Annotated in this window: 22 protein-coding genes, 1 tRNA gene and 1 pseudogene; 14 read left to right on the top strand and 10 right to left on the bottom strand. The window is 53.5% G+C overall.

The genetic code is table 11. The annotated features are described in order from the left end of the window. The first annotated feature begins 31 nt into the window (after window positions 1-31). The 11 genes from HND56_04950 to HND56_04900 all read left to right on the top strand — a co-directional run bounded on the left by HND56_04950 (window position 32) and on the right by HND56_04900 (window position 8,281). Window positions 32-1,750, top strand: a complete 1,719-nt coding sequence (locus HND56_04950) for an alpha-glucosidase (GenBank protein QKK05076.1) — start codon at window positions 32-34, stop codon at window positions 1,748-1,750. An 11-nt stretch (window positions 1,751-1,761) separates the two neighbouring features. Then, window positions 1,762-2,829: a lipid A deacylase LpxR family protein gene (locus tag HND56_04945; protein ID QKK05075.1), complete on the top strand. Its 1,068-nt coding sequence runs from the start codon at window positions 1,762-1,764 to the stop codon at window positions 2,827-2,829. A 164-nt stretch (window positions 2,830-2,993) separates the two neighbouring features. Next, window positions 2,994-3,290: a hypothetical protein gene (locus HND56_04940; protein ID QKK05074.1), complete on the top strand. Its 297-nt coding sequence runs from the start codon at window positions 2,994-2,996 to the stop codon at window positions 3,288-3,290. Then, on the top strand, window positions 3,271-4,911 hold the full coding sequence (locus HND56_04935) for a hypothetical protein (protein ID QKK05073.1): 1,641 nt from the start codon (window positions 3,271-3,273) through the stop codon (window positions 4,909-4,911). Before HND56_04940 ends, HND56_04935 begins: the two co-directional genes overlap by 20 nt. A 123-nt stretch (window positions 4,912-5,034) precedes the next feature. Beyond that, window positions 5,035-5,349, top strand: a complete 315-nt coding sequence (locus HND56_04930; protein QKK05072.1) for an ETC complex I subunit — start codon at window positions 5,035-5,037, stop codon at window positions 5,347-5,349. A gap of 45 nt (window positions 5,350-5,394) precedes the next feature. Beyond that, window positions 5,395-5,471 (top strand) — tRNA-Arg (locus HND56_04925). Between the two features lie 198 nt (window positions 5,472-5,669). Further along, complete coding sequence (locus tag HND56_04920; protein ID QKK05071.1) at window positions 5,670-6,026, top strand: AtpZ/AtpI family protein; 357 nt, start codon at window positions 5,670-5,672, stop codon at window positions 6,024-6,026. Between the two features lie 25 nt (window positions 6,027-6,051). Then, window positions 6,052-6,777, top strand: a complete 726-nt coding sequence (locus HND56_04915; protein QKK05070.1) for a F0F1 ATP synthase subunit A — start codon at window positions 6,052-6,054, stop codon at window positions 6,775-6,777. 77 nt (window positions 6,778-6,854) lie between these two features. Then, window positions 6,855-7,082 carry a F0F1 ATP synthase subunit C gene (locus tag HND56_04910; GenBank protein ID QKK05069.1) on the top strand — a complete coding sequence of 76 codons (228 nt, stop codon included), beginning with the start codon at window positions 6,855-6,857 and terminating at the stop codon, window positions 7,080-7,082. 130 nt (window positions 7,083-7,212) lie between these two features. Beyond that, a complete protein-coding gene (locus HND56_04905) occupies window positions 7,213-7,770 on the top strand; it encodes a hypothetical protein (protein QKK05068.1) in 558 nt (185 codons plus the stop codon). A 1-nt stretch (window position 7,771) separates the two neighbouring features. Then, entirely contained in the window at window positions 7,772-8,281 is a 510-nt protein-coding gene (locus HND56_04900; protein QKK05067.1) for an ATP F0F1 synthase subunit B, read from the top strand. A gap of 56 nt (window positions 8,282-8,337) precedes the next feature. Here the strand turns inward: HND56_04900 and HND56_04895 are convergent, their stop codons facing one another. The 7 genes from HND56_04895 to HND56_04865 form a co-directional block, all read right to left on the bottom strand. Beyond that, window positions 8,338-9,171, bottom strand: a complete 834-nt coding sequence (locus HND56_04895; protein QKK05066.1) for an inositol monophosphatase — start codon at window positions 9,169-9,171, stop codon at window positions 8,338-8,340. Further along, a complete protein-coding gene (gene hflX / locus HND56_04890; protein ID QKK06558.1) occupies window positions 9,149-10,483 on the bottom strand; it encodes a GTPase HflX in 1,335 nt (444 codons plus the stop codon). Before hflX ends, HND56_04895 begins: the two co-directional genes overlap by 23 nt. Before the next feature lie 96 nt (window positions 10,484-10,579). After that, window positions 10,580-10,849, bottom strand: coding sequence for an RNA chaperone Hfq (gene hfq, locus HND56_04885; protein QKK05065.1), 270 nt, complete (start codon window positions 10,847-10,849; stop codon window positions 10,580-10,582). A gap of 71 nt (window positions 10,850-10,920) precedes the next feature. After that, window positions 10,921-11,643: an HAD family hydrolase gene (locus tag HND56_04880; protein ID QKK05064.1), complete on the bottom strand. Its 723-nt coding sequence runs from the start codon at window positions 11,641-11,643 to the stop codon at window positions 10,921-10,923. Window positions 11,644-11,661: 18 nt separating this feature from the next. Further along, window positions 11,662-13,047 carry a Trk system potassium transporter TrkA gene (gene trkA / locus HND56_04875; protein QKK05063.1) on the bottom strand — a complete coding sequence of 462 codons (1,386 nt, stop codon included), beginning with the start codon at window positions 13,045-13,047 and terminating at the stop codon, window positions 11,662-11,664. A 3-nt stretch (window positions 13,048-13,050) separates the two neighbouring features. After that, window positions 13,051-14,493, bottom strand: coding sequence for a sigma-54-dependent Fis family transcriptional regulator (locus tag HND56_04870; protein QKK06557.1), 1,443 nt, complete (start codon window positions 14,491-14,493; stop codon window positions 13,051-13,053). Window positions 14,494-14,516: 23 nt separating this feature from the next. Further along, window positions 14,517-16,709, bottom strand: a complete 2,193-nt coding sequence (locus HND56_04865) for a PAS domain-containing sensor histidine kinase (protein ID QKK05062.1) — start codon at window positions 16,707-16,709, stop codon at window positions 14,517-14,519. Window positions 16,710-16,829: 120 nt separating this feature from the next. Between HND56_04865 and HND56_04860 the strand changes: the two are divergent. From HND56_04860 to HND56_04850, 3 genes and pseudogenes are all read left to right on the top strand, one after another. Continuing rightward, window positions 16,830-18,081, top strand: a pseudogene (locus HND56_04860) (bifunctional 2-C-methyl-D-erythritol 4-phosphate cytidylyltransferase/2-C-methyl-D-erythritol 2,4-cyclodiphosphate synthase). 22 nt (window positions 18,082-18,103) lie between these two features. Beyond that, complete coding sequence (locus HND56_04855; protein QKK05061.1) at window positions 18,104-18,598, top strand: phosphatidylglycerophosphatase A; 495 nt, start codon at window positions 18,104-18,106, stop codon at window positions 18,596-18,598. An 18-nt stretch (window positions 18,599-18,616) separates the two neighbouring features. After that, window positions 18,617-19,147 carry a CinA family protein gene (locus HND56_04850; GenBank protein QKK05060.1) on the top strand — a complete coding sequence of 177 codons (531 nt, stop codon included), beginning with the start codon at window positions 18,617-18,619 and terminating at the stop codon, window positions 19,145-19,147. Window positions 19,148-19,189: 42 nt separating this feature from the next. Here the strand turns inward: HND56_04850 and HND56_04845 are convergent, their stop codons facing one another. From HND56_04845 to tdh, 3 genes are all read right to left on the bottom strand, one after another. After that, window positions 19,190-19,684, bottom strand: a complete 495-nt coding sequence (locus HND56_04845) for a hypothetical protein (GenBank protein QKK05059.1) — start codon at window positions 19,682-19,684, stop codon at window positions 19,190-19,192. Window positions 19,685-19,692: 8 nt separating this feature from the next. Next, complete coding sequence (locus tag HND56_04840) at window positions 19,693-21,207, bottom strand: aldehyde dehydrogenase family protein (protein QKK06556.1); 1,515 nt, start codon at window positions 21,205-21,207, stop codon at window positions 19,693-19,695. Window positions 21,208-21,273: 66 nt separating this feature from the next. Continuing rightward, a complete protein-coding gene (gene tdh / locus HND56_04835; protein ID QKK05058.1) occupies window positions 21,274-22,305 on the bottom strand; it encodes an L-threonine 3-dehydrogenase in 1,032 nt (343 codons plus the stop codon). Between the last annotated feature and the right edge of the window lie 7 nt (window positions 22,306-22,312).

Genomic DNA, 22,312 nt, shown 5'->3' with positions numbered 1-22,312 from the left:
CTACGGATAGTTATCGAACGGAGAGAGCAAGATGACTGAACATAGACCGTCAGAGGTTATCTATCAGGTATACCCGTCCAGCTTCGCAGATTCAAACGGCGACGGCCTTGGCGACCTGAAAGGCATTCTGGACAAGCTGGATTACATCGACACGCTGGGCGTGGATGCTGTCTGGATCAGCCCCGTTTTTCTGACCCCGAAAGGGCCGGATGGCGACGGCGGCTATGCCATTACCGATTACCGCGAAATTGACCCGAAATACGGTACCGTCGATGATTTCAAAGCGATTTTGGACAAAGCACATGATCTTGGCCTGCGCGTCTATACCGATTTCGTACTGGCCCATACCGCCAATGACCATGACTGGTTCGAAAAAAGCCGCAACCGCGAAGAACCCTATGACGATTATTATGTCTGGGATGACGGCCATAAGGACGAGCACGGCAACCGCCTGCCCCCGAATAACTGGAAATCGGTTTTCGGCGGCCCGGCATGGAACTGGGACGACAAACGCGAACAATGGTATCTGCACCACTTTCTGGCCAGCCAGCCTGCCCTGAATAACAATATCGAAAAAGTGCAGGATGCCGTATTGGATGAAATGCGTTTCTGGCTGGATATGGGCGTTGACGGCTTCCGCCTTGATGCGATGCCCTTTGCCAATCATGATCCCGATCTGCGCAATAATCCGTGGCGTGACGGCCAATGGCCGCGTGATTCCGAACATTGGGAAGAGCAGTATTTCCAGCACAGCATCTGTCAGGATTCCACAGTGCATTTCATCGCCCGCATCCGCGAAATGATGGACAGCTATCCGGATAAGAAGACCACGCTGGGCGAAGCCATTTCCGGCCCTGACGGCGGCGGCGATTCCGTACCTGTCGCGGCATCCTATGTCGATGCCGAAAAAGGTCTGGATATGTGCTATACAAATGCGCTGATGAGCATCTGGGAATATCCCGATGCGGGGCGTGTTGCCGGTATGGTCAAACATCTGGAACACCACTTCCCCGAGGGCGGCAATTGCAACTCCGCCAGCAATCACGACATTCCGCGCTCCGCTTCGCGTATGACGAAGCATATTGCCGATGAAGATAAGGACAAGGCCGTCAAACAGCTGATGGAACTGTTCATCTCGCTGCCCGGCAGTTTCTGCATGTATCAGGGCGAAGAGCTCGGTCTGCCCGCAGCACGTATCCCCGAAGATATCCCGCTGGATAAATTGCAGGATCCCGTCGCCCATACCAAAGGGCTGGAACACAGCCGTGACGGCGCCCGCACCCCCTTCCCGTGGGATAGCGGCAAAAAGAATCTCGGTTTCAGCTCCTCCGACACGCCTTATCTGCCGGCAACGGAGTCACATAAAGCCCGCGCAGTTGATGTGCAGGAAAAAGACCCTGAGTCCATGCTGAATTTCACGCGTGACCGTCTGAAATGGCGCAAGGCGCAACCGGCGCTGCAAAAAGGCACGACCAAAGTAATCGATAAAATTCCGGCCCCGCTGCTTGGCTTTGTCCGCAAGACAAAAGAGCAAAGCATTCTGTGCCTGTTTAACATGAGCAGCGCACAGCAAAGCATCAAACTCTCCGATTATTTCAACGAGAAACAGTGCAAATCCATGAATATCAACAAGGATGAAACTGTGACGCTGGAAGCTTACGGCTCCGCTTTTTACGGCGATAAACCTGTCGCGGTGAATGTAAATACCAAAACCGCCGCAAAGAAAAAGACACCGAAAACGGGGACATAAGCCGCAAAGAAATGTATGATAGGCGGATGACGCTGCGCCGTGTTTTACATTTCTGTTTCGCCTTCTTACTGGCCTTTGCCCTGCCGCAGCCTTGCGCTGCGGAAGAACCTCCGCCTTTGACACATGACCTCCCGCAAAGCATCCTCGACAAAGACAAAACCAATTTTTTTACCTTCGTGCTTGAAAACGATATGTTCGGCAATGGTACGGACAGCAACTATACCAACGGTCTGCGCCTGACCTATTTTAACGTCAATGCCGATTTCCCCGATATTGCGCACCGGATCGCCGCAGTGATCCCGACCTTTGATATCAACCGCACCTCCAGCATTTTTTATTCACTGGGGCAGAATCTTTATACACCCGATAATATCAGCAGTCCGGTTATGATGCCGGGCGACAGACCGTGGGCGGCACATCTTTACGGCTCCATCGGTATGGCGACATTGACACACCGCCATATTGACGAAATCGAAGCCTCGCTCGGCGTTGTCGGTCCCTGGGCGCTGGGCAAACAAGCCCAGAGATTTGTCCACAAACATATCTCCAACAGCCCGACCCCGCGCGGGTGGCACAACCAGATCAAAAACGAACCGGCGCTGATGCTGGGCTGGCAGCGCCGCTGGCCGGCTTTCCTGACGGTCTCCTCCGCCGGATTCCGCTTTTACGCCGCGCCGCATATCGGTTTGACGCTGGGGAATGTCCATACATTTGCCAATACCGGTTTCGGCTTTCGTCTTGCGCCGGAACGTGACCGCTGGCAGGACACACCTGCGCGCGTCCGTCCTGCCATGCCCGGTACGGGCTATTTCGAAATTCCCGAAAAGGGCTGGAGCTGGTTTCTGTTCGGCGGCGTTGATAGCCGCGCCGTTGCCCGCAATATCTTTCTGGACGGCAACAGTTTCCGCAACAGCCCGAATGTCTCCAAAGAATATTTCATTCTCGATAGCAATATCGGCCTGGCCCTGACTTTGCAGCAATTCCGCATCAGCTACACGCTGAATCACCGCACCAGAAGCTATAAAACGCAAAAAGAAAATGATTTATTCGGTGCCGTCAGCCTGAATTACCGTTTTTAGTCTCCTTGTTTTATCCTTTTTTATCATAGCCTTAAACGCCAACCCCTTGACTTTTCCCATATGTTAATGTTATGTAAACAGTTGTGTGTTTATTATAGTTAACTGTCACCTGCGGCACGGCGGCCAAGGGATGACAAATTTGCATAACCGGAGGGTGCTCTCGCATGAAAAACGATGCCAAGTCGCAGCTGGAAGATATTTTACAACCTGACAGTCTCGACAATAAATTACTGCAAATCCGCCTGTTTCAAGTCAATGGTAACAGTATGCTGTTCAGCGGAGGGGTCGTCTGGCATCTCCATATCGATGCACAGGATAAACAACTGAAAGGCACATCCGATTCGGTGGATGAAGCCATGTCCGAAATCACAGCCATTCTGGAAGATAATCAGGATGCGCAGGGAAATGTCAGCCTTTCACTGGAAGTAAGAGGAGAAGATCATGTCGCAGCAGTACGGTGACGCAGCAGCAGCTGCACCGGAGAAGAAAGCAACGGAAAGCTTTCAAACCGCCCAGACGGCAGATGGCGGCGGAAAAAACTTCATCCATGGCGAAATGACCGCGATCGGCAAAGAGGCCGCAGAAGAGCTGCATGCCCGTTTCAAAGCCGAAATTGCGGAAACAGTCGAGAAATCCCTCCCCGACGGCAGTGATGATACGCTGCGGAAAGCCGCGACGGATTATTGTGTCGCCCTTGTCCGCACCCGTCAGAAAATGAACCAGAAAACCCTGAAAGCCGCCTTTGCAGAAGGGCCGGAAGCCTTGCAGACAAAAACCAAATCACTGCTGAGCGAACTTGACGAACTGGCACAGGAGCTGGAAAAACAACTGGAAAGCAAGCGCAACAATCCGGATGCCGATACGTCATGGTTCAATGCGGAAGAGAAAAAGCGTCTCGCAAAACAAAAAGCCGCCGTCGCTGAAGGCAAAGAACAACTCGATGAGCTATTTGAAGGCGGCGAACGCGTTTATTTCAAACTCTCCGATTACAGCTCTTCCCCGCTTTTGCCCTATGTGCGCGAACATGTCGAGGCCAAGGGCTATACGATCAAGGATTACGCCGCCGGCTATGCGGAAGACAACCGCAAGAACACCGTTAAAATCGGTAAAATCCTCAAAGATAATCCGACCCTGCTGAAAACCTATACGGAAGACCCGTACCGCACGGCGGATAATCTGATGGTCGTCTTAACGCGCAGTTATGAAGACCTCGCCCGCGCCTCTTTCGCGCGCGGCTGGCAAAGCTGCCGCAGCGGCAGTTATTCCGCCGTCAGCAATGCGATCAGCGAAATCAATATCGGCGTTGTTGCCGCCTATCTGATTTCGGATAAAGACCCGGATATCAACAACCCGCTGGGACGTGTCAATTTGAAACCCTATGACGGTACGCATCAGCAACCGGAAGGCGCGACCGGCTGGTTCAAAAAGCTGATGGCCAAAAAACAGGAAGAGGCGGAAGATTCAGATAAAGCGGACACGATCTATATGACCTTTAACCCGATCGGGCTGCACCATCCGGGCTTTGTCGATGCGGTCAACCGCTTTGCCGAGGAACATTTCAACCGCGGCAAGGTCGGCAAGTTCAATCTGCGCTCCGGCTGCGAATCCTATCAGGAATTCCAAAGCCGCACACGCCTTCCCGAAGATACTGAGGAGATGCTGCAAGCCGTCGGCGCGCATTACAAGAAAAACAGCGACGGCAGCTTTACCGTCAAGGGTGATTTGTCCCTGCGCGGTCTCGGTCTCAGCCGCCTGCCCGACCTGACAAATGTAAATGTCGAAGGCGGCATTGATATTTCCAACAACAAATTGCTGTCGCTGGAAGGTCTGCCGCAAACGCCGATCAAATTCCTGAACGCCTCGCATAACCTGCTGCTCTGCTTTGCCGGATGCACGCCGGTGATCGAAGGCAGCTTCAACTATCAGGATAACGCCTATCTGCAAACCACGCTGGGCAAACCGCAAGCCGCCAAATACGAATACGGCAATGGCCGCCGCGATCCCGGCCGCCGGGCGACAAGCACGGAATGTATCGGGCCGCTGGAAAAACCGGACAACTTCCCCGGTTTCAAGCGCAGCTGACGGTCACAGGCAACAAATAACGGAAAAACCCGCCCGGAAAACATAAGGCGGGTTTTTTTCTTTTGACCTGAGCGGTTTCGCGCTATAAATAAGTCAGAAATACAAAGGAGATTTTAAAGGATAATGAAAGCCAGAATTTACAAACCGTCCAAATCCGCCATGCAATCCGGCCGCGCCAATATGCAGAACTGGGTTTTGGAATATGAAACGGAAACCGCCCGTCTTCCCGAAGATGTGATCGGCTGGGTCAGCTCGGGCGATACGCTCAATCAGGTGCGGATCAAATTTGAAAGCAAGGCGGCCGCGATCGCCTTTGCCGAGGAAAAAGGATGGGATTACACATTGTCCGAACCCAAGCAACGCGTCGTACGCCCGCGCAGCTATCTCGACAATTTCAAATACCGCCCGCCGGAAGATACGGATAAGAAGACCGGTTAAAAATCTTCGCCCGCCCAAGGGTTTTCGTATATAATTTAGAAAGATGGCCCCGTAGCTCAACCGGATAGAGCACCTGCCTTCTAAGCAGATGGTTGCAGGTTCGAATCCTGCCGGGGTCGCCATTTTTCCCTTCCTCTTTTTTTCATGCTTTCCTGCCGCATTCTTCTCTGCGGTAAAATCGGCTATCCTTTTAAAGATGCGAAATAAATCCGCGAAAAAATATTGACAGCGGCGGGCAAGGAAAGTACTGTGCGAAACGCAAGGGGCAGAAAAGCCTTGCGATCCGCTGAAAAACAGTAATTTTACGGTAAAAGGCGAGCATGACAGGCACACCTGACGACCTGAAAAAACGGATTGCGGACGCAAAGGCAAGAGACGCAAAAAGCCGTCAGGAAAATTCCTCCGGCGGCAACGTCATCCCGGACGGCGCAAGAGCCGGATTACGTGCCGCAACGGATCTGGTCGCAGGGGTCGGGGTTGGTGCGTTCCTCGGTTATCTTCTGGACGCATGGCTCGGGACAAAGCCGCTGTTTATGATTGTGATGTTCTTCTTAGGCTTCATCGCCGGATTTGTGAACATCTATCGCTGGCAGACGGGGCAGGAATACAGTGTCGGCTACAAGCCGGAGAAAAAACCGGACGACACGGAAAAAAACGAAGAAAACGGTACGGATTAAGAGTTTAAACGAAGGAGAAACGGAAGTGGCGGGACCTCTTGAGCAGTTTGTTATCAAACCCATCATTCCCATTGAAATCGGCGGCATTGATCTGTCTTTCACCAATTCATCCCTCTGGATGGGATTGGGCGTTGCGGTTGCAACCGTCCTGACCTCCGGCCTGATCTCGGGAAAAGCGATGGTTCCGGGACGTCTGCAAAATATCCCCGAAATGCTGTATGATTTTGTTTCCGACATTGTGCAAAGCACACTCGGCAAAGAGGGCAACAAATATTTTCCGCTGATTTTCACAGTCTTTATCACGGTGCTGATGGGTAATCTTCTGGGCCTGATCCCGATGTCTTTCACCTATACCAGCCACATTATCGTCACCGGCGCGCTGGCGCTGTTCGTCTTTTTTCTGGCCACAGCCATCGGTTTCTGGCGGCATGGGCTGCATTTCTTCTCGCTGTTCCTGCCCAAGGGACTGCCCTGGGTCATGGCACCGCTGATCGTTGTCATTGAGCTGATTTCCTATCTGTCACGCCCTGTCAGCCTGTCTGTGCGTCTTTTCGCCAATATGCTGGCCGGTCACATGATGCTGAAGGTTTTTGCAGGTTTCAGCGTCTCAATGGGTATTTTCTTCGGTCTTCTGCCGATGGTGCTGAATGTCGCGCTGGTCGGTCTGGAGCTGATGATCGCCTTCATTCAGGCATATGTTTTCGCCATTCTGACCTGCGTCTATCTGAAAGACGCAATTGAATTGCACTAAGCAAAAAACTTTGTTATCTAACTCTCGAACATTCGCAACAAAACGAAAAACTTAAAAGTAAGAAAGGATATAAAAAAATGGAACTTGAAGCAGCAAAAGCAATCGGTGCAGGTATCGCTGTAATCCCGCTTCTGGGTGTTGGTATCGGTCTGGGTATGCTGTTTGCCAGCGTCATCAACGCAATCGGACGCAACCCGTCCGTTGAAGGCGCAGTCAAAGGTACGGGCCTGTTCTACTTCGCCCTGATCGAGGCCATCGCCCTGTTCGCGCTGGTTGTCGCCCTGCTTATTCTGTTCGTTATCTAACAGAATCGGTATAAACAGGACAAGGAACACGGAAGGACTTGGCAGATCAGTGATGAAAAAACGCATACAGTTTGTTCGGTATAACCTGACAGGAATTTGCGCTTTTGCGGCTGCAAGCCTTCCGTTCTCCATGCCGGCTTTTGCCGGCGGCGGAGAATCCGGCGACCATGCCGAAAGCGGTGCCGCCGGTTTCCCTCAGCTTGACAGTTCCACCTATGCCAGTCAGGTCTTCTGGTTGTTTGTCACTTTCGCTGCAACCTATTTCATCATGTCCCGTGTTGCCCTGCCGCGTATCGCACATGTGCTGGAACTGCGCGAAGCGAAAAAACGCAGCGACCTGACCGAAGCCGAACGGGTCAATGACGAAGCCGAAACCGTCTTCGAAGCCTATAAAAATACCATGCGCGAAGCACAGGATGACGCGCGCCAAATTCTCGGACGTGCCGCACAGGACATCGCCGAAATGCAGGCACAGCAATCCGCCGCCTTTCAGGAGGAAATGCAGGAGCGTCTGAAAAAATCCGAAACCGCTATCCGCAAAGCGGTGGATCAGGCCATGGACGGCATCGCCCAGCAGGCAAGTGATCTGACACAGAATGCGGCGGCCAAAATCGCAAAGATGAAAGTCGCCAATACCGACACGGCAGGCAGCGTCAAAGACGCCCTGCGCAAGACCGGAGAGGCCTGATATGGACGCATTACTGCACAGCACGAATTTCTGGGTTATTTTCTCGACCATCGTTTTCCTCTATGTGGCATGGCGCTTTGCACGCGTGCCGCTGCTGAACCTGCTGGACAACCGCTCCGACCGCATCCGTGCGGAGCTGGACGAAGCCGAACGCCTGCGCGTTGAAGCGCAGCAGCTTTTGACCCGCTATGAGCGCCAGCATGAAGAAGCCATGCAGGAAGCCAAGCAAATCGTCAGTGATGCGCGCAAACAGGCGCTGGACATGCAAAACGCTGCCGAAGCGGCCTTGAAGGCCGATATCGCCCGCAAGCACAAACAATTCGAAGAACGCCTCGGACGTATGGAACAGGCCGCGATCGAAGATGTTCGTGACCGTCTGGTGGAAATTTCAATGGCCGCGACGGAAGATCTGCTGAAAAAGACCCTGTCATCCAAACAATCTGCTGCGGCAGGCCTGAATGATGACATGATCACGGGTCTTGAAAAAAATCTGAAAAAGAAATCCGCTTAAACAAAAGCCGTGGCTTTTGTTTCCTGTAGAAAAACCGGCCTCTCGCCGGTTTTTTGTTATTTGGGAGGCTCCAAACCGGAGTCTTTGATGGCATCGGCAACCAGCTGCCATTGATCGCGGCTGGCGGCAACCAGCAGGAATTTATCCTGCGGTGCGTCCACAGGTGAATAGGGCTGACCGTCCAGATAACAGACATAGCCGCCGATTTCTTCGGAAATCAGCGTGCAGCCCGCCTGATCCCATGGCGTGGTCTTATGCCACAGAACACAGTCTCCTTCGCCGCGCAGGAAATGCAGCGTGTCATGCAGGGAACAGCGGATATTGATAATACCGCGTACATAGTCATTCAATTTCTTAAAATGCCACGGCTGTGCGCCGCCGGCAAAAATCACCATATCCGACGCGGCTGTTTTGCCGGCTTGCGATTTACTGGGGAAAGCAAGCTTTTCGCCGCTTTCCTGAAAAGCACCCTGCCCTTTGATCGCGTAAAAACATTCGTTTTTCGGCGCATCATATAAAAAGCCCATTTGCGTTTCACCATTCTGCACCAGAGAAATCAAAATGCCGAAATGTGAGCGGCCGGATTTATAATTATACGTACCGTCAATCGGGTCAATCACCCAGACAGGATTGTCTTCCTTGAATGTTTCCAGAACGCTGCGATCTTTTGCAACCGCTTCTTCACCGACAACCAGCGAACCTGACAGCAATTTCGGCAAAGAGTATGTAAAGGCTTTCTCGGAGGCTTCATCCGCGACGGTCACGAAATCACCCGGCCCTTTTTCTGAAATATCGCCTTCCGCCAGATTGCGAAAACGCGGCATCACTTCATTATCCGCCACACTGCGAATGACCGCCATGACATCTTTAGGATTTGGCAATGCGCTCATCTTCCGTCTCTCCCTTATGCGTATTTGTTCCGTTTTTCGTAACCAGCACACGGCAATCCACATCCGCGAACTGCTTTAAAAAACGGTTCACATTTTTTTCCGACAGCCGTATTTTCAAGCGGCTGATATTTTCCTTATCTTTGCGCTCATAGACATAGCCGTGGCGGTACAGCCAGGCCATCGCCTCACTATCCGTGACCGTATCAATCTTCACGCCGATATGCTGCTCATTGCGTGCCAGAAAATGATCCATGCCGGATAACAGTGCGGGAAACCCCTCTTTCGTGACAGCCGATAAGGCAAAAACTCTCTCGGCACCGCGTATTGACTTCCGCAGCCGTTCTCTGTCTTCCGCCGTCATCAGATCCAGCTTGTTTAACACTTCAAAAACACGCTCATCGGTGTCAATATCGATATCCAGCTCCGCCAGAACGGTTTTCACGCTCTCGCGCTCGCTTTCCGCATTCGGATGCGTCACATCACGCACATACAGGATAATATCGGCGTTTTCCACTTCCTCCAGCGTCGCGCGGAAAGCCGCGACCAGATGCGTCGGCAAATTGGAAATAAATCCGACCGTGTCGGACAGAATGATCTTTTTCCCCGAGGGCAATTCACAGGCGCGCATCGTCGGATCCAGTGTTGCAAACAGCAAATCCTTGGCAAAAACCTCCGCGCCGGTAAAAGCGTTGAACAATGTCGATTTTCCGGCATTGGTATAACCGACCAGCGCCGCAACAGGAAACGGCACGCGTCCGCGGGATGAGCGCTGCAAACGGCGGTTCTTTTTCACCTGTTCCAGCTCGGCTTTCAGCTTGGTCATACGTTCGCCGATCAAACGGCGGTCAATCTCGATCTGGGTTTCCCCCGGTCCGCCTGTGAAGCCGAAGCCGCCGCGCTGTCTTTCAAGGTGCGTCCATGACCGCACAAGACGTGAGCGCTGAAAATCCAGCGCCGCCAGCTCTACCTGCAGCTTTCCTTCTTTCGTGCGGGCGCGGGCACCGAAAATTTCCAAAATCAATCCGGTGCGGTCAATGACTTTCGCATCCAGCTTTCTTTCAAGGTTACGCTGCTGTACGGGTGTCAGGGGATGATCGATGTAAACAAGATAGGCGTCTTCTTCCTCGACCACGGCTTTCAGACGGTCAATCACGCCACCGCCCAGCAATGTTGCCGGCACAATGCGCGATAATGTCACAATGTCGCTATAGACCACATCAAGATGAATGGCCCGGGCAAGGCCGACCGCCTCCGCCAGACATTCTTCCGGATCTGTCAGGGAAACATGCTGTCCCTTCGCCTGTTGCGGCATGACAGGATGAACGACAATGACTTTTTCGGTTTCGATATCCTGTGCGGTCACGACGGTATAAAAGCGCCCTTCTTTTTTCTTATTCTTATTATTGTTTTAGGCTTCGGCGCTGTCTGCACCGTTATCTTTGTCGTCACCGGCATCATTGTAAAGACGCAAGGGCGAAGACGGCATAATCGTGGAAATGGCGTGTTTATAAACCAGCTGCACATGCGCATCGCGCTTCAGCAGAATAGAAAAACTGTCAAACCAGGTCACAACGCCCTGAAGTTTAACACCGTTTACCAGAAAAACCGTAACCTGCGATTTTTCCTTACGTACCGTGTTCAGAAACTTATCTTGTAAATTCTGTTGTTTGTCCGACATTCGAAGCATTCCTTAAATATGTATATCAAACGAATAAAACATGCGTATACCTACACTCAAAGTGCATATACTCATGTACAACGTGATTGTAAGAAAGGCAAGTCAAAATCCTGAAAAAACGTCTTAAAAATATGAGACGACAGGTCTTTGCAGCCCGTAAACCGCAAATGCGGGTAAAAATCTTCCAGCATTTCTTCCGGCGGCGGCTTCGTTTCCACCAGCACCGCCGTCAAGCCGTTAAAATGCGCACATTGCATATCAATATGGCTGTCACCGATAAACCAGACATCCCGCCCCGGCACGATGCCTTGGCTGGATTCCAGCGCTTTTTCGACCGCCGCACGACCGGGTTTGTCTTCCGCCGCATCCCCTGCCCCGACAATACAGGAAAAACAATCCGACAACCCCACCAGCGCAACTTCCGCGCGCAAAGCATCGGCGCGTTTATTGCTTAGCACCGCCAGATAAAGCGGCGTTTCAGCCAAAGCTTTCACCGCCTCGACCGCGCCGTCACAAATACGCGGCCCTTCTCCTTTTAACTCATCAATAAAGCTGTAATAAAGATCGGATGCCTCCTGTGCGCGCTCCTGCCCGAATACGGCAGGAAACAAATCCCGCGCGGACGGGCCAAGACGGCGCAAAGCTTCTTCATCCGTCCATTCGGGATGCCCCAGCTGCGCCAGAGTTTTGTTCATGGACAGCAAGACCCGCCACCAGTTATTGGTGATGGTATCGTCCCAATCAAAGATCAACGCCCTGGGGGGCGTAACAGACGCGGTAAGTTCTGCAGACAAGGGGAAAACTCCTTCGATTTAAAAATAACTGCCGTAAAGTGAGGCGGAGAACATCACTTCCACTTTTTTGATCTGCCGATGCGAGGTCAATAGAATAACGCGGTCGCTCGGATGCAGCACCACATCGGGATGCGCGATGATGACGTCATCTTTCCTCAAAATCGCGCCCAAAATCGTATCTTCCGGTAGTTTCAGCGTTTTCAGCGGCTTGTATAAAAGCGCCGTCGCGGTATCCGGCACCTCAACCTCCATCACCTCGGCAAAACCGTCACGCAGGCTGACAGCCGCTTTAATGCGCCCGTAACGCACATGGCGCAGAATGGAGGAAACGGTAATCGCACGCGGGTTCACAACCGCGTCAATTCCCAGTGAAGACGCCATCGGCGTATAAGTCGCATTCGACAAAAGCGCAATCGTACGCGGATCACCATATTCCGCCGCCAGCAGCGAAACCAGAATATTACTCTCGTCATGATTGGTCACCGACACAATCGCCTCGGTATAGCCGATATTCGCCTCTTCCAAAAGCTCCCGCGATAACGCATCACCTTTCAGCACCAAAACCCCCGGCAGCTTTTCCGATGCGTAACGGGCGCGTTCGGGATGGTTTTCAATCATGCGGATAACCAGTGACGGGTTGCGTTCATGCAATTCCTGCGCAAGCCGTACGCCGATATTACCGCCACCGACAATCAAAATGCGCCGCGCTTCTTTTTCCTCATGCCCGAAAGCGGCCATCGCGCGTGCCATATGGTTTTTCGCCACAACGAAATAAACCTCGTCTTTTGGCTGCAATTGATCCATATGGTCGGGAACGATTTTTTCCTCGCCGCGAATAATCGCCACAATCTTGAACAACAGATCGGGAAACAGCGTATAAATCTGCTTCATCGGCGTGTTCAGCAACGGACAGTCGTCATGGCACAGCACGCTGACCAGTTTCAGCTGCCCTTCGACCAGCGGAATAATGTTAAAACTGCCCGGCGCGTTGATACGCTCCATAATCGCATGCGCCACCGCCTTTTCAGGCGAGATCACCATATCAATCGGCATATGGTCACGGCTGAACAGGTTTGACCATGTCGGTGAAAGATAGCTTTCCTCACGGATACGGGCGATTTTTTTCGGAATATTGAAAATCGTATGCGCCACCTGACAGGCGACCATATTGATTTCGTCAATCGGTGTGGCGGCAATCAACATATCCGCCTCGCGTGCGCCGGCACGTTCCAGCGCATCGGGATGTGAGCCTGAGCCGACAATACCGGAGACATCCAGCGTTTCATTGACCTGCGCAATCAGCTCGGGCGAGCTGTCGATCAAGGTCACATCATGTTTTTCCTCGCCCAGATAGGCGGCCAGCGTCTGGCCGACCTTCCCTGCGCCGCTGACGATAATCTTCATATTCTACCCTCCGGCACGGCTTTCCCGCCCGCCTTCATTTTCGATGTCTTGCGCTTCCAGCGCTTTTAATTTGCGGTGCAGCGCCGATCGTTCCATGCCGACAAAGCCCGCTGTTTTTGAAATATTACCGTCAAAACGCTCGATCTGCGCCAGCAAATATTTACGTTCGAAAATCTCTCGCGCCTCGCGCAGCGGTTTGGTCATCAATTCGATAACCGGATCATTGCCGCCGAAATTACGCGGCATCTGGCGAATTTCCGGCGGCAGCATTTCCGCCGTTACCGTCACGGCTTGGCCGTCTTCCGCGGTCTGCCCGCCATACATAATCACCAGCCATTCCATCACGTTTTTCAACTGGCGCACATTGCCCGGCCAGCCATAGCCCTGCAAAACGGCCATCGCATCTTCGCCCAGTATGATCGGTCCCGCGCCGGAGACTTTTGTTTCATCCGCCGCCTCGCCCACATGAATGAAATGTTCCGCCAATACGGCAATATCCATCCGGCGCTCCAGCAGCGGCGGAATATGCAGCGGCACAACATTCAGACGGTAATAAAGATCTTCACGGAATTCTTTGGCGGAAATTTTTTCTTCCAGATTTTGGCTGGTTGCCGCCAGAAAGCGCACATCGGCCTCCAGCTGCTGCGTTCCTTTCACGCGTGAATAACGCCCGTCCTGCAACACCCGCACCAGCTTGCTTTGCATCTCCGGCGATAATTCGGCAATCTCGTCCAGCAGCAATGTGCCGCCTTCCGCATGCTCAATCATACCGGGCTGCTGTTTCAAAACATCGTCATCCTCCACGCCGAACAGCGCTGTTTCCAGCTCCTCCGGGTCAAGCGCGGCACAGTTAAGGGACATATAGGGTCCGTCCTTGCGCGGTGACAAACGGTGCAGCATACGGGCGATCACATTTTTACCCGTGCCCTGCGCACCGGTAATCAAAATGCGGCTGTCGCTTGCCGCCGCTTTCTGCACCGCCTGACGCAGCTGGACGATTTGCGGCGAGGCCCCGTGCAGATCAGCTGAAGCCTGATAGGCTTTTTCACGCAGGCTGCGGTTCTCCCGCTTCAAACGGCCAACCTCCAACGCGCGCTCGACCGTCATCAAAATGCGGTCAATCTCAAAGGGTTTTTCAAGAAAATCATAAGCGCCGTATTTGATGGCCGAGACAGCGATTTCAATCGTGCTGTGACCGCTCATCATCACAACCGGCAGATCGGGATGGTTTTTCGAGAGTTTCTTCAGAATGCCGACGCCGTCCAGCGCACTGTCTTCCAGCCAGACATCCAGCAATACCAGCGCCGCCGGCTGTTCTTCCAGCGCCGCAAAGGCCGTGACATCATTTTTCGCCGTGCGGCAGCGATAGCCTTCATCTTCCAGCACCCCTTGCAGCAGGTTGCGGATATCGGCCTCGTCATCGACGATCAGAATATCTCTTTCTATGATCTTCGCCGTGCCCATGTCTTTTACGCCTCGTTCTCCTGATATAATGGTAGCCGTATTTCGGCCCGAGCGCCATGTTTTTTCCCGCGCCCTTCCAGCGTAATGCCGCCGTCATGGTCTTCCAGAATTTTCTTCACAATGGCCAGACCAAGACCGCTGCCCTTTTGTTTCGTCGTCACATAAGGCTCCAGCAATTCCTGCTGGGTTTTATCGGGCAGCCCGGTTCCGTTATCTTCAACAATAACAGAGACTTCATTGTTTTTCTTGCTGTATTTTATCTGCACCAGAATTTCGCCCTTTTTACGCCCGGCATCAGCAATCGCATCAACGCCGTTCTGGATCAGATTGGTCAGCACCTGCCCGATCTGCCCGCGGTCGCAATATACCGGCACATTTTTCACACGCGGATATTGCACGTCAAATTTGATTTTTTCACGTCCCTGCTGCTGCAGCACCAGCGCATCTTTGACAATATCGAGAAAGTTTTCCACCTGTTTCACAGGCTCCGGCATCCGCGCAAAGGCCGAAAATGACTTGACCATGCGTCCGATATCCTTCACCTGCCGCCCGATGGTATCAATGCATTCCTCAAATATTTCAGGGTCTTTCTTGATTTGCTTAAGGTAGCGCCTACGCAAACGCTCGGCTGACAGCTGAATCGGCGTCAGCGGATTTTTGATCTCATGCGCAATGCGGCGCGCCACATCAGCCCATGCCGCTTTCCGTTCCGCCGTGACCAGCGCGGAAATATCATCAAAAGTCACAACCATATCGCCGCTTTTATCGGACGGCTCGGTCAGACGAATCAACAAAGTCCGCACCGATGCATCACGCTTTTGCGCAAGATCGATCTGCATCTGTCCTTTTTCGGTTTCACCATTCAGCAACGGTGCCGCTTCCGGCAGAATATCCAGAAAGGACTGTCCGGCAAGCGCCTCGAATTTATAATCCAGCAGCTGTGCGGCACGGGCATTGGCCAGCGTAATGCGCCCCTCCGCATCCAGACCGACCACCCCCGATGACGCGCCCGCCAGCACTGCCTCGGTAAAGCGGCGGCGTTCATCCAGAATACGGTTGGTACTGATCAGCTCGTCACGCTGGCTTTGAATTTGATGCGTCATGCGGTTAAAGGCCCGCGCCAGCACATCCATTTCATCCTCGCGTCCGGTTTCGGAAATACGGACGGACAAATCGCCTTTCCGTACCTTTTCCGCACCGCGGATCAGCGCGGCAATCGGCTGCGTCATCCCCTCCGCCAGAAAGAAACCTGCCCAGATCGCCGCCAAAAGCAGCAGGAAAGACACCGCCATAAACAGCAAAGTCATCGACATCTGCACCTGTGACCGCCGCCCGTCCAATGCCGTATATTCCGCAACAGCCTTTTCAACGGTCTCCATATGTTCCAGCACCTGCCCGTCCACCTGCCGCCCGACAAACAGATAGGTATCGACAAAACCGTTCAGCTTCACCAGCGCCCGCAAGCGGTTATCATCCACAGGATTTTCATCATCCTCCGGATCGGTGATCATAACCACCTCGCCGCTTTTGGCCTTGTCCAGATTATCATCGGAAATAAACAGTGAAGACGGCAAAAATGACAAATGCGAGCGCGCCAGCACCTTGCCCACCGAGGTAAAAACCACCACTTCCGGCAGATTACGGATATAGGACTGTGTCCGTACCATCTGATCCATCGCCCGCTGGTTATCATTCAGCACCAGCGCCTCGCGCGTCATATCATTGGCCATCGCCAGAATATCGGCGCGCATCACCTGCTGGTGCTCGCTAAGATAAGCCTGCGCCACCTGCAAGGATTCATTCACCGCCGTTTTTACACGGTCGTTAAACCATGCCTGTACGCCGAAATAGAAGAAAACAGCGGAAAAAACCGCCATCAAAATCGCCGGGACCGCCGCCAGCAGGCCGAAAATAAAGACAAAACGCGCATGCAGCCTTGCTCCCGCAACACCTGCTTTTCTACGGCTCCACAGCACAACAAGGCGGCGGGCAACAATCGTCCCGAGCAGCAGCAGCAAGACGATATCCAGATTCAGCAGCAGATAGACGATTTCAACATCGCCGCCGCGTTGCGTCACCGTGATATAGGTCGCCATCACCGACGCGATCGCCGCAAGGGCGATCAGCAACGCAAAACGGCGGGAACGCAAAACGGCTTGTCCGCGTTCCAGCAAGGCCGGTAAAAATTGTTCTTTCATATTACCCAACAAATGTCCTAAACTTGGCGGCATCAAAGATTAATATCGGATGTTTATAACATAAAACGGAAACAATACGAAACAGTTTAACGCGTTGTTTCTCATTGGATTTGGAAGCCTATGACGAACCGGAGAGCCTCTGAAACACCCGTCACCGCTGCACTGATTGTTGCGGGCGGAACAGGTGCGCGCTTCGGTAGCGAGATGCCCAAGCAATACTGGCTGCTGGACGCGATGCCCGTACTGTGCCACAGCCTGAAGGCTTTTCTGGAACATGAGAGCATCGACCATATCCTCGTCGTCCACGGCACAGGGCATGAGGCGCTTTATGCCGCCTGTGCAGGCACTTTCGCCGGCCACCCGCAAAAAGACAAGATACTCCCCGCCATACGGGGCGGCGATACACGGCAAAGCTCCGTCTTCTGCGGGCTGGAGGCTCTTGCTGCCCGCAACCCCGCCCGCGTGCTGATCCATGATGCCGCGCGACCGCTGCTTTCCGCCGCAACGATTGATGCCGTCTGCGATGCGCTGGACAGCCACGGCGCTGTTTTGCCCGCGACAGCCGTTGCCGATACGCTGAAACGGGTTTGCACCGCGACCGATACGGTGCTGGAGACAGTTGACCGTACCGCGCTGTGGCAGGCGCAGACACCGCAGGGATTTGATTTCAACACGGTTTACGCCGCGCATTGCAACGCCGCCGGACAAACGGCAACAGACGATATCGCGCTTGTCGAAAACAACGGTATCAACGCCAAAATCGTGCAGGGCCATCCGCATAATTTCAAACTGACCACACAGGAAGACTTTCTGCTGGCCGAAGCATTGCTGCAGCAGCGCCACCCTGCGGAAAACAACGAAATCGCGCAGAAACACTATGGCTGAGTTTCCCGATATCAGAACCGGTTTCGGCTATGACGTCCACCGTTTTACGGCAGGCGACACGATGCGGCTATGCGGCGTGGATATCGATTGCGGCTTTTCCCTTTCCGGCCATTCCGATGCCGATGCCGCACTGCACGCCCTGACAGATGCCTTGCTGGGCACCATTGCCGCAGGCGATATCGGGCAGCATTTCCCGCCATCCGATCCGCAATGGAAAGGCGCGGACAGCGATGTCTTCCTCAACCACGCGCTGAAACTGGTAAAACAAGCAGGCGGGCATCTGAACCATGTCGATGTCACACTGGTTTGCGAAATGCCGAAAATCGGCCCGCATCGCGAAAAAATGCGAAACCGCCTTGCAAAAATTCTGGATTTGCCGGAAAGTAAAGTCAGCGTCAAGGCGACGACAACCGAAAAGCTCGGCTTTACGGGGCGCAAAGAAGGGCTGGCCGCCTATGCGATTGCGACCGTATTCGTGCAAAATTAAAAGGTAATAAAAAGCTTTAAGTATGAGCAAGCATTTCATTGAACTTCCTGGAGATTTATCCCTAAGAGACTGGAAAGTCTTCCTTGCCACATGGGGCGGCAGCGGGCTTGCAAAAAAAGCCCCCGGCACAATGGGTAGCCTTGCATCAATCCCGCTGGGTTTCCTGCTGCAATATTTTTTCGGTATCCCCGGATTGCTGGTCGGGATCGGATTATGTATCTGGATCGGCACCGATGCCGTGCATTACTACATGCACCAGACCGGAAAGGAAGACCCGCCCGAAGTCGTGATTGATGAAACTCTCGGCCTGTGGATCGCCGCCATTCCCGCCGCAACGCATTGGCAGCTCTGGCTGTTGGCTTTCGCCCTCTTCCGCCTTTTCGATATCAAGAAACCCTGGCCCTGCTCCTTTTACGATAAAAAGCGCAAAGGTGCCTGGGCGGTGATGATGGATGATCTCTTCGCAGGTATTTACGCTTTGCTCGGCACCTGTATCGGTGCGCTGATGCTGTTTTAATCACATTCGTTTTGACCAATGTTTCCTCAGACACTTTTACAAAAATCAGAACGGCTTTTGCAAATATGCCGTGAAAACGGCGCAAAGCTGGCCACCGCCGAATCCTGCACAGGCGGTCTGATCGGCGGCATCCTGACGGAAATCGCCGGATCCTCCGATGTGTTCGAGCGCGGGCATATCGTCTATTCCAACCATGCCAAGACCGTCTTGCTGGGCGTTCAAAGCGACACGTTAAAACAACATGGCGCGGTCAGCAGCGAAACGGCGGCGGAAATGGCGGCAGGCGCTTTGCTGCATCACCCGCGCGAAACGGCGAACAGCCGCTATCTCGCCATTGCCGTGACAGGCGTGGCGGGGCCGGGTGGCGGTTCTGCGGAGAAGCCTGTCGGCACGGTCTGGTTCGGACTCGCTGTATTGGAACCTGGCAACAAGACGCCGCACATCACAACGGAGAAACATATTTTTGATGGCGACCGCCGCGCCGTGCGTCTGGCAACAGTCAATAAAGCACTTGATCTGCTATCAGATAACTTTATTGACATCGGATAGCGCCGCACAAAATACCGGCCGCACCAAAACGCCCATCTTGCTTTAACCCGCTACGCCCAGAATTTGATCCATCGAGATCAGCACGCCCAGCAAAATGGCAAGAAACAAGAGGAATCCTCCCAGCCCGACAGCCAAAGCCCTGCCCCAATGCTGCACCCCGTGCCCTGCCGCCAGCAAATCCTCTTTTTTCATACCATTGCTATGCATAATCGACAGCACCACCGCCAAATTCACGGCAGGGATAACCGAACTGGGAAAGTCCTCCGGCAGGAAATAAATCACAACCGCCAGAACAAAGGTATAAAGCAGACTGCCCGCAACAATCTTCTGCGCCATATTCCGGCGTTCCAGCGCGTTGAAATTATGCCGCAGATAAAACATCGCCGCCAGCGGCCCGCATAAAAACGTTCCGACCCCCACCTGCGTTGTGGAATACAGCTTCACCGGTGCGGTGGGCGGTAAATCCTGCGGTGCCTGCCCCGACGACTCCTCCAAAAGCGCCTGCATCGTCGGGTCGCGGCTTTTTTCCATACCCATTATCAGACTTACCCGACGATATCGAAGGAAACGCCCTGCGCCAACGGCAGATCGGCAGAGAAATTCACCGTATTGGTGCTGCGGCGCATATAGGCCTTCCAGCTGTCGGAACCGCTTTCGCGTCCGCCGCCGGTTTCCTTTTCACCGCCGAACGCACCGCCGATTTCCGCACCGCTGGTGCCCAGATTGACATTGGCAATGCCGCAATCGCTACCCCATGCGCCGGTAAACTGCTCGGCTTCACGCACATCATTGGTGAACACGCAGGATGACAGGCCTTGCGGTACGGCATTCTGCATCTCGATGGCCGTATCGAAATCCTCGTAAGGCACGACATAAAGGATCGGCGCAAAGGTTTCGTGATGCATCAGCTCCGTCTGTTCCTCCATCTCGACCACGGCAGGCGTCACGTAATAAGCTTCCGGATATTGCTCCGCCAACACGCGTTCGCCGCCAAAGACTTTCGCGCCCGCTTTACGCGCCTTCTCCAGCGATTCCTGCATTGCGTCAAAAGACTGTTTATCAATCAAGGGGCCCATCAGCGTGTCAGCTTCCAGCGGGCTGCCGATGCTGACGGTTTCATAGGCTTTTTTGACGCGGGAAATAAAGCCTTCCAGCACATCTTTATGCGCAATCAAGCGGCGCTGTGTTGTGCAGCGCTGTCCGGCAGTGCCGACCGCTCCAAAGACCGTTGCGCCCAGCGCCAGATCAAGATTGGCACTCGGCGTCAAAATCATCGCATTATTGCCGCCAAGTTCCAGAATGCTGCGCCCGAAACGCGCTGCAACGCGCGGCGCAACTTCGCGCCCCATACGGGTCGAGCCTGTGGCGCTGATCAGCGGCAGACGTTTATCATCCACCAGCAGCTCGCCCAGCTCACGCCCGCCGATAACGACAGACAGCAGACCTTCAGGCACATCATCACCATATTGCTTCACGGCCTTGGCAAATAATGCTTCACAGGCCAGCGCCGTCAGCGGTGTTTTCTCCGACGGTTTCCAGACAACCGGATCACCGCAGACAAAACCCAGCGCCGCATTCCAGCACCAGACAGCAACGGGAAAGTTAAAGGCGCTGATCACGCCGATTGCCCCCAGCGGATGCCAGTTTTCCTGCATCTTGTGGCCGGGGCGTTCCGAGGCAATTGTCAAGCCGTAAAGCTGGCGCGACAAGCCGACGGAAAAATCGCAAATATCGATCATTTCCTGCACTTCCCCCAGACCTTCGGAGAGAATTTTGCCGCATTCCAGCGTGACAAGGCGGCCCAGCGGCTCTTTATAAGCGCGCAGAATATCGCCGTAAATACGGACCAGCTCACCGCGTTTCGGCGCGGGAATTTTGCGCCATGCCTGAAATGCCTGATGCGCCGCCGCGATTTTGCCTTCGGCTTCCGCAACGCTGTCTTCATGCACCGCGCCGATTTCGCTGCCGTCAATCGGAGAGTAAACTTTCAGTGTGCCGCCCGTGTAACGCGCCGCATCCACACCGAAACGTTCCATCAGCTCTGCCGTATCTTTCTGCATGTCCTGTTCTCCCTGTTTGATTGCGATTGCTGCGTCTGCCATAGCTTTTTCCTTTCTCTCTTTTGTTCAGGCCGCCCAGTCGAGAATAACTTTCCCTGACTTGCCCGAGCCCATAATTTCAAAACCTTTTTCAAATTCGTTGATACCGAAATGATGCGTGATGATCGGCGTCAAATCAAGCCCGCTTTGCAGCATGGTGGTCATCTTATACCATGTCTCATACATTTCACGCCCGTAAATACCTTTAATAAACAAACCCTTGAAGACAATTTTCGTCCAGTCGACCGCCATTTCCTTGGGCGGAATACCCAGCACGGCGATACGTCCGCCATGATTCATCACATCAATCATCTGGTTAAAAGCCGCTTCATTGCCCGACATTTCCAGCCCGACATCAAAACCTTCCGTCATGCCCAGTTCTTTCATCACCGCGCCCAGATCTTCTTTAGCGACATTCACCGCACGGCTGACGCCCAGTTTTTTCGCCAGATCAAGACGGTAATCATTCACATCGGTAATCACGACATGACGCGCCCCGACATGACGCGCAACCGCTGCCGCCATCACGCCGATCGGCCCTGCGCCCGTAATCAGCACATCTTCGCCGACCAGATCAAAAGACAGCGCCGTATGCACGGCATTCCCCAGCGGATCAAAAATCGCCGCCATATCATCGGGAATATTATCGGGAATAGGGAAGACGTTTTCCGCCGGAATAACCAGATATTCGGCAAAGGCGCCGGGACGGTTGACACCGACCCCGACGGTATTGCGGCACAGATGCCGTTTTCCGGCGCGGCAGTTGCGGCAATGACCGCAGGTCAGATGGCCCTCGCCCGAAACGCGCATACCTTTTTCAAAGCCGCGCACGCCTGATCCGAAATCGGCGATTTCCCCGACATATTCATGCCCGACAACCATCGGCACGGGAATGGTTTTCGCCGCCCAGTCATCCCATTGATAAATGTGAATATCCGTACCGCAAATTGCGGTTTTGCGGATTTTGATCAAGACGTCATTGACACCGCATTCCGGCAGCGGGGAATCCTCCACCATCCAAAGTCCGGTTTTTGCCTCTTTTTTGACCAATGCTTTCATGTTTCAA

It is taken from the genome of Pseudomonadota bacterium (genome assembly GCA_013285465.1).
Taxonomy (GTDB): domain Bacteria; phylum Pseudomonadota; class Alphaproteobacteria; order Micavibrionales; family CSBR16-224; genus CSBR16-224.
This window is presented reverse-complemented; position numbering and strand designations above follow the sequence as displayed.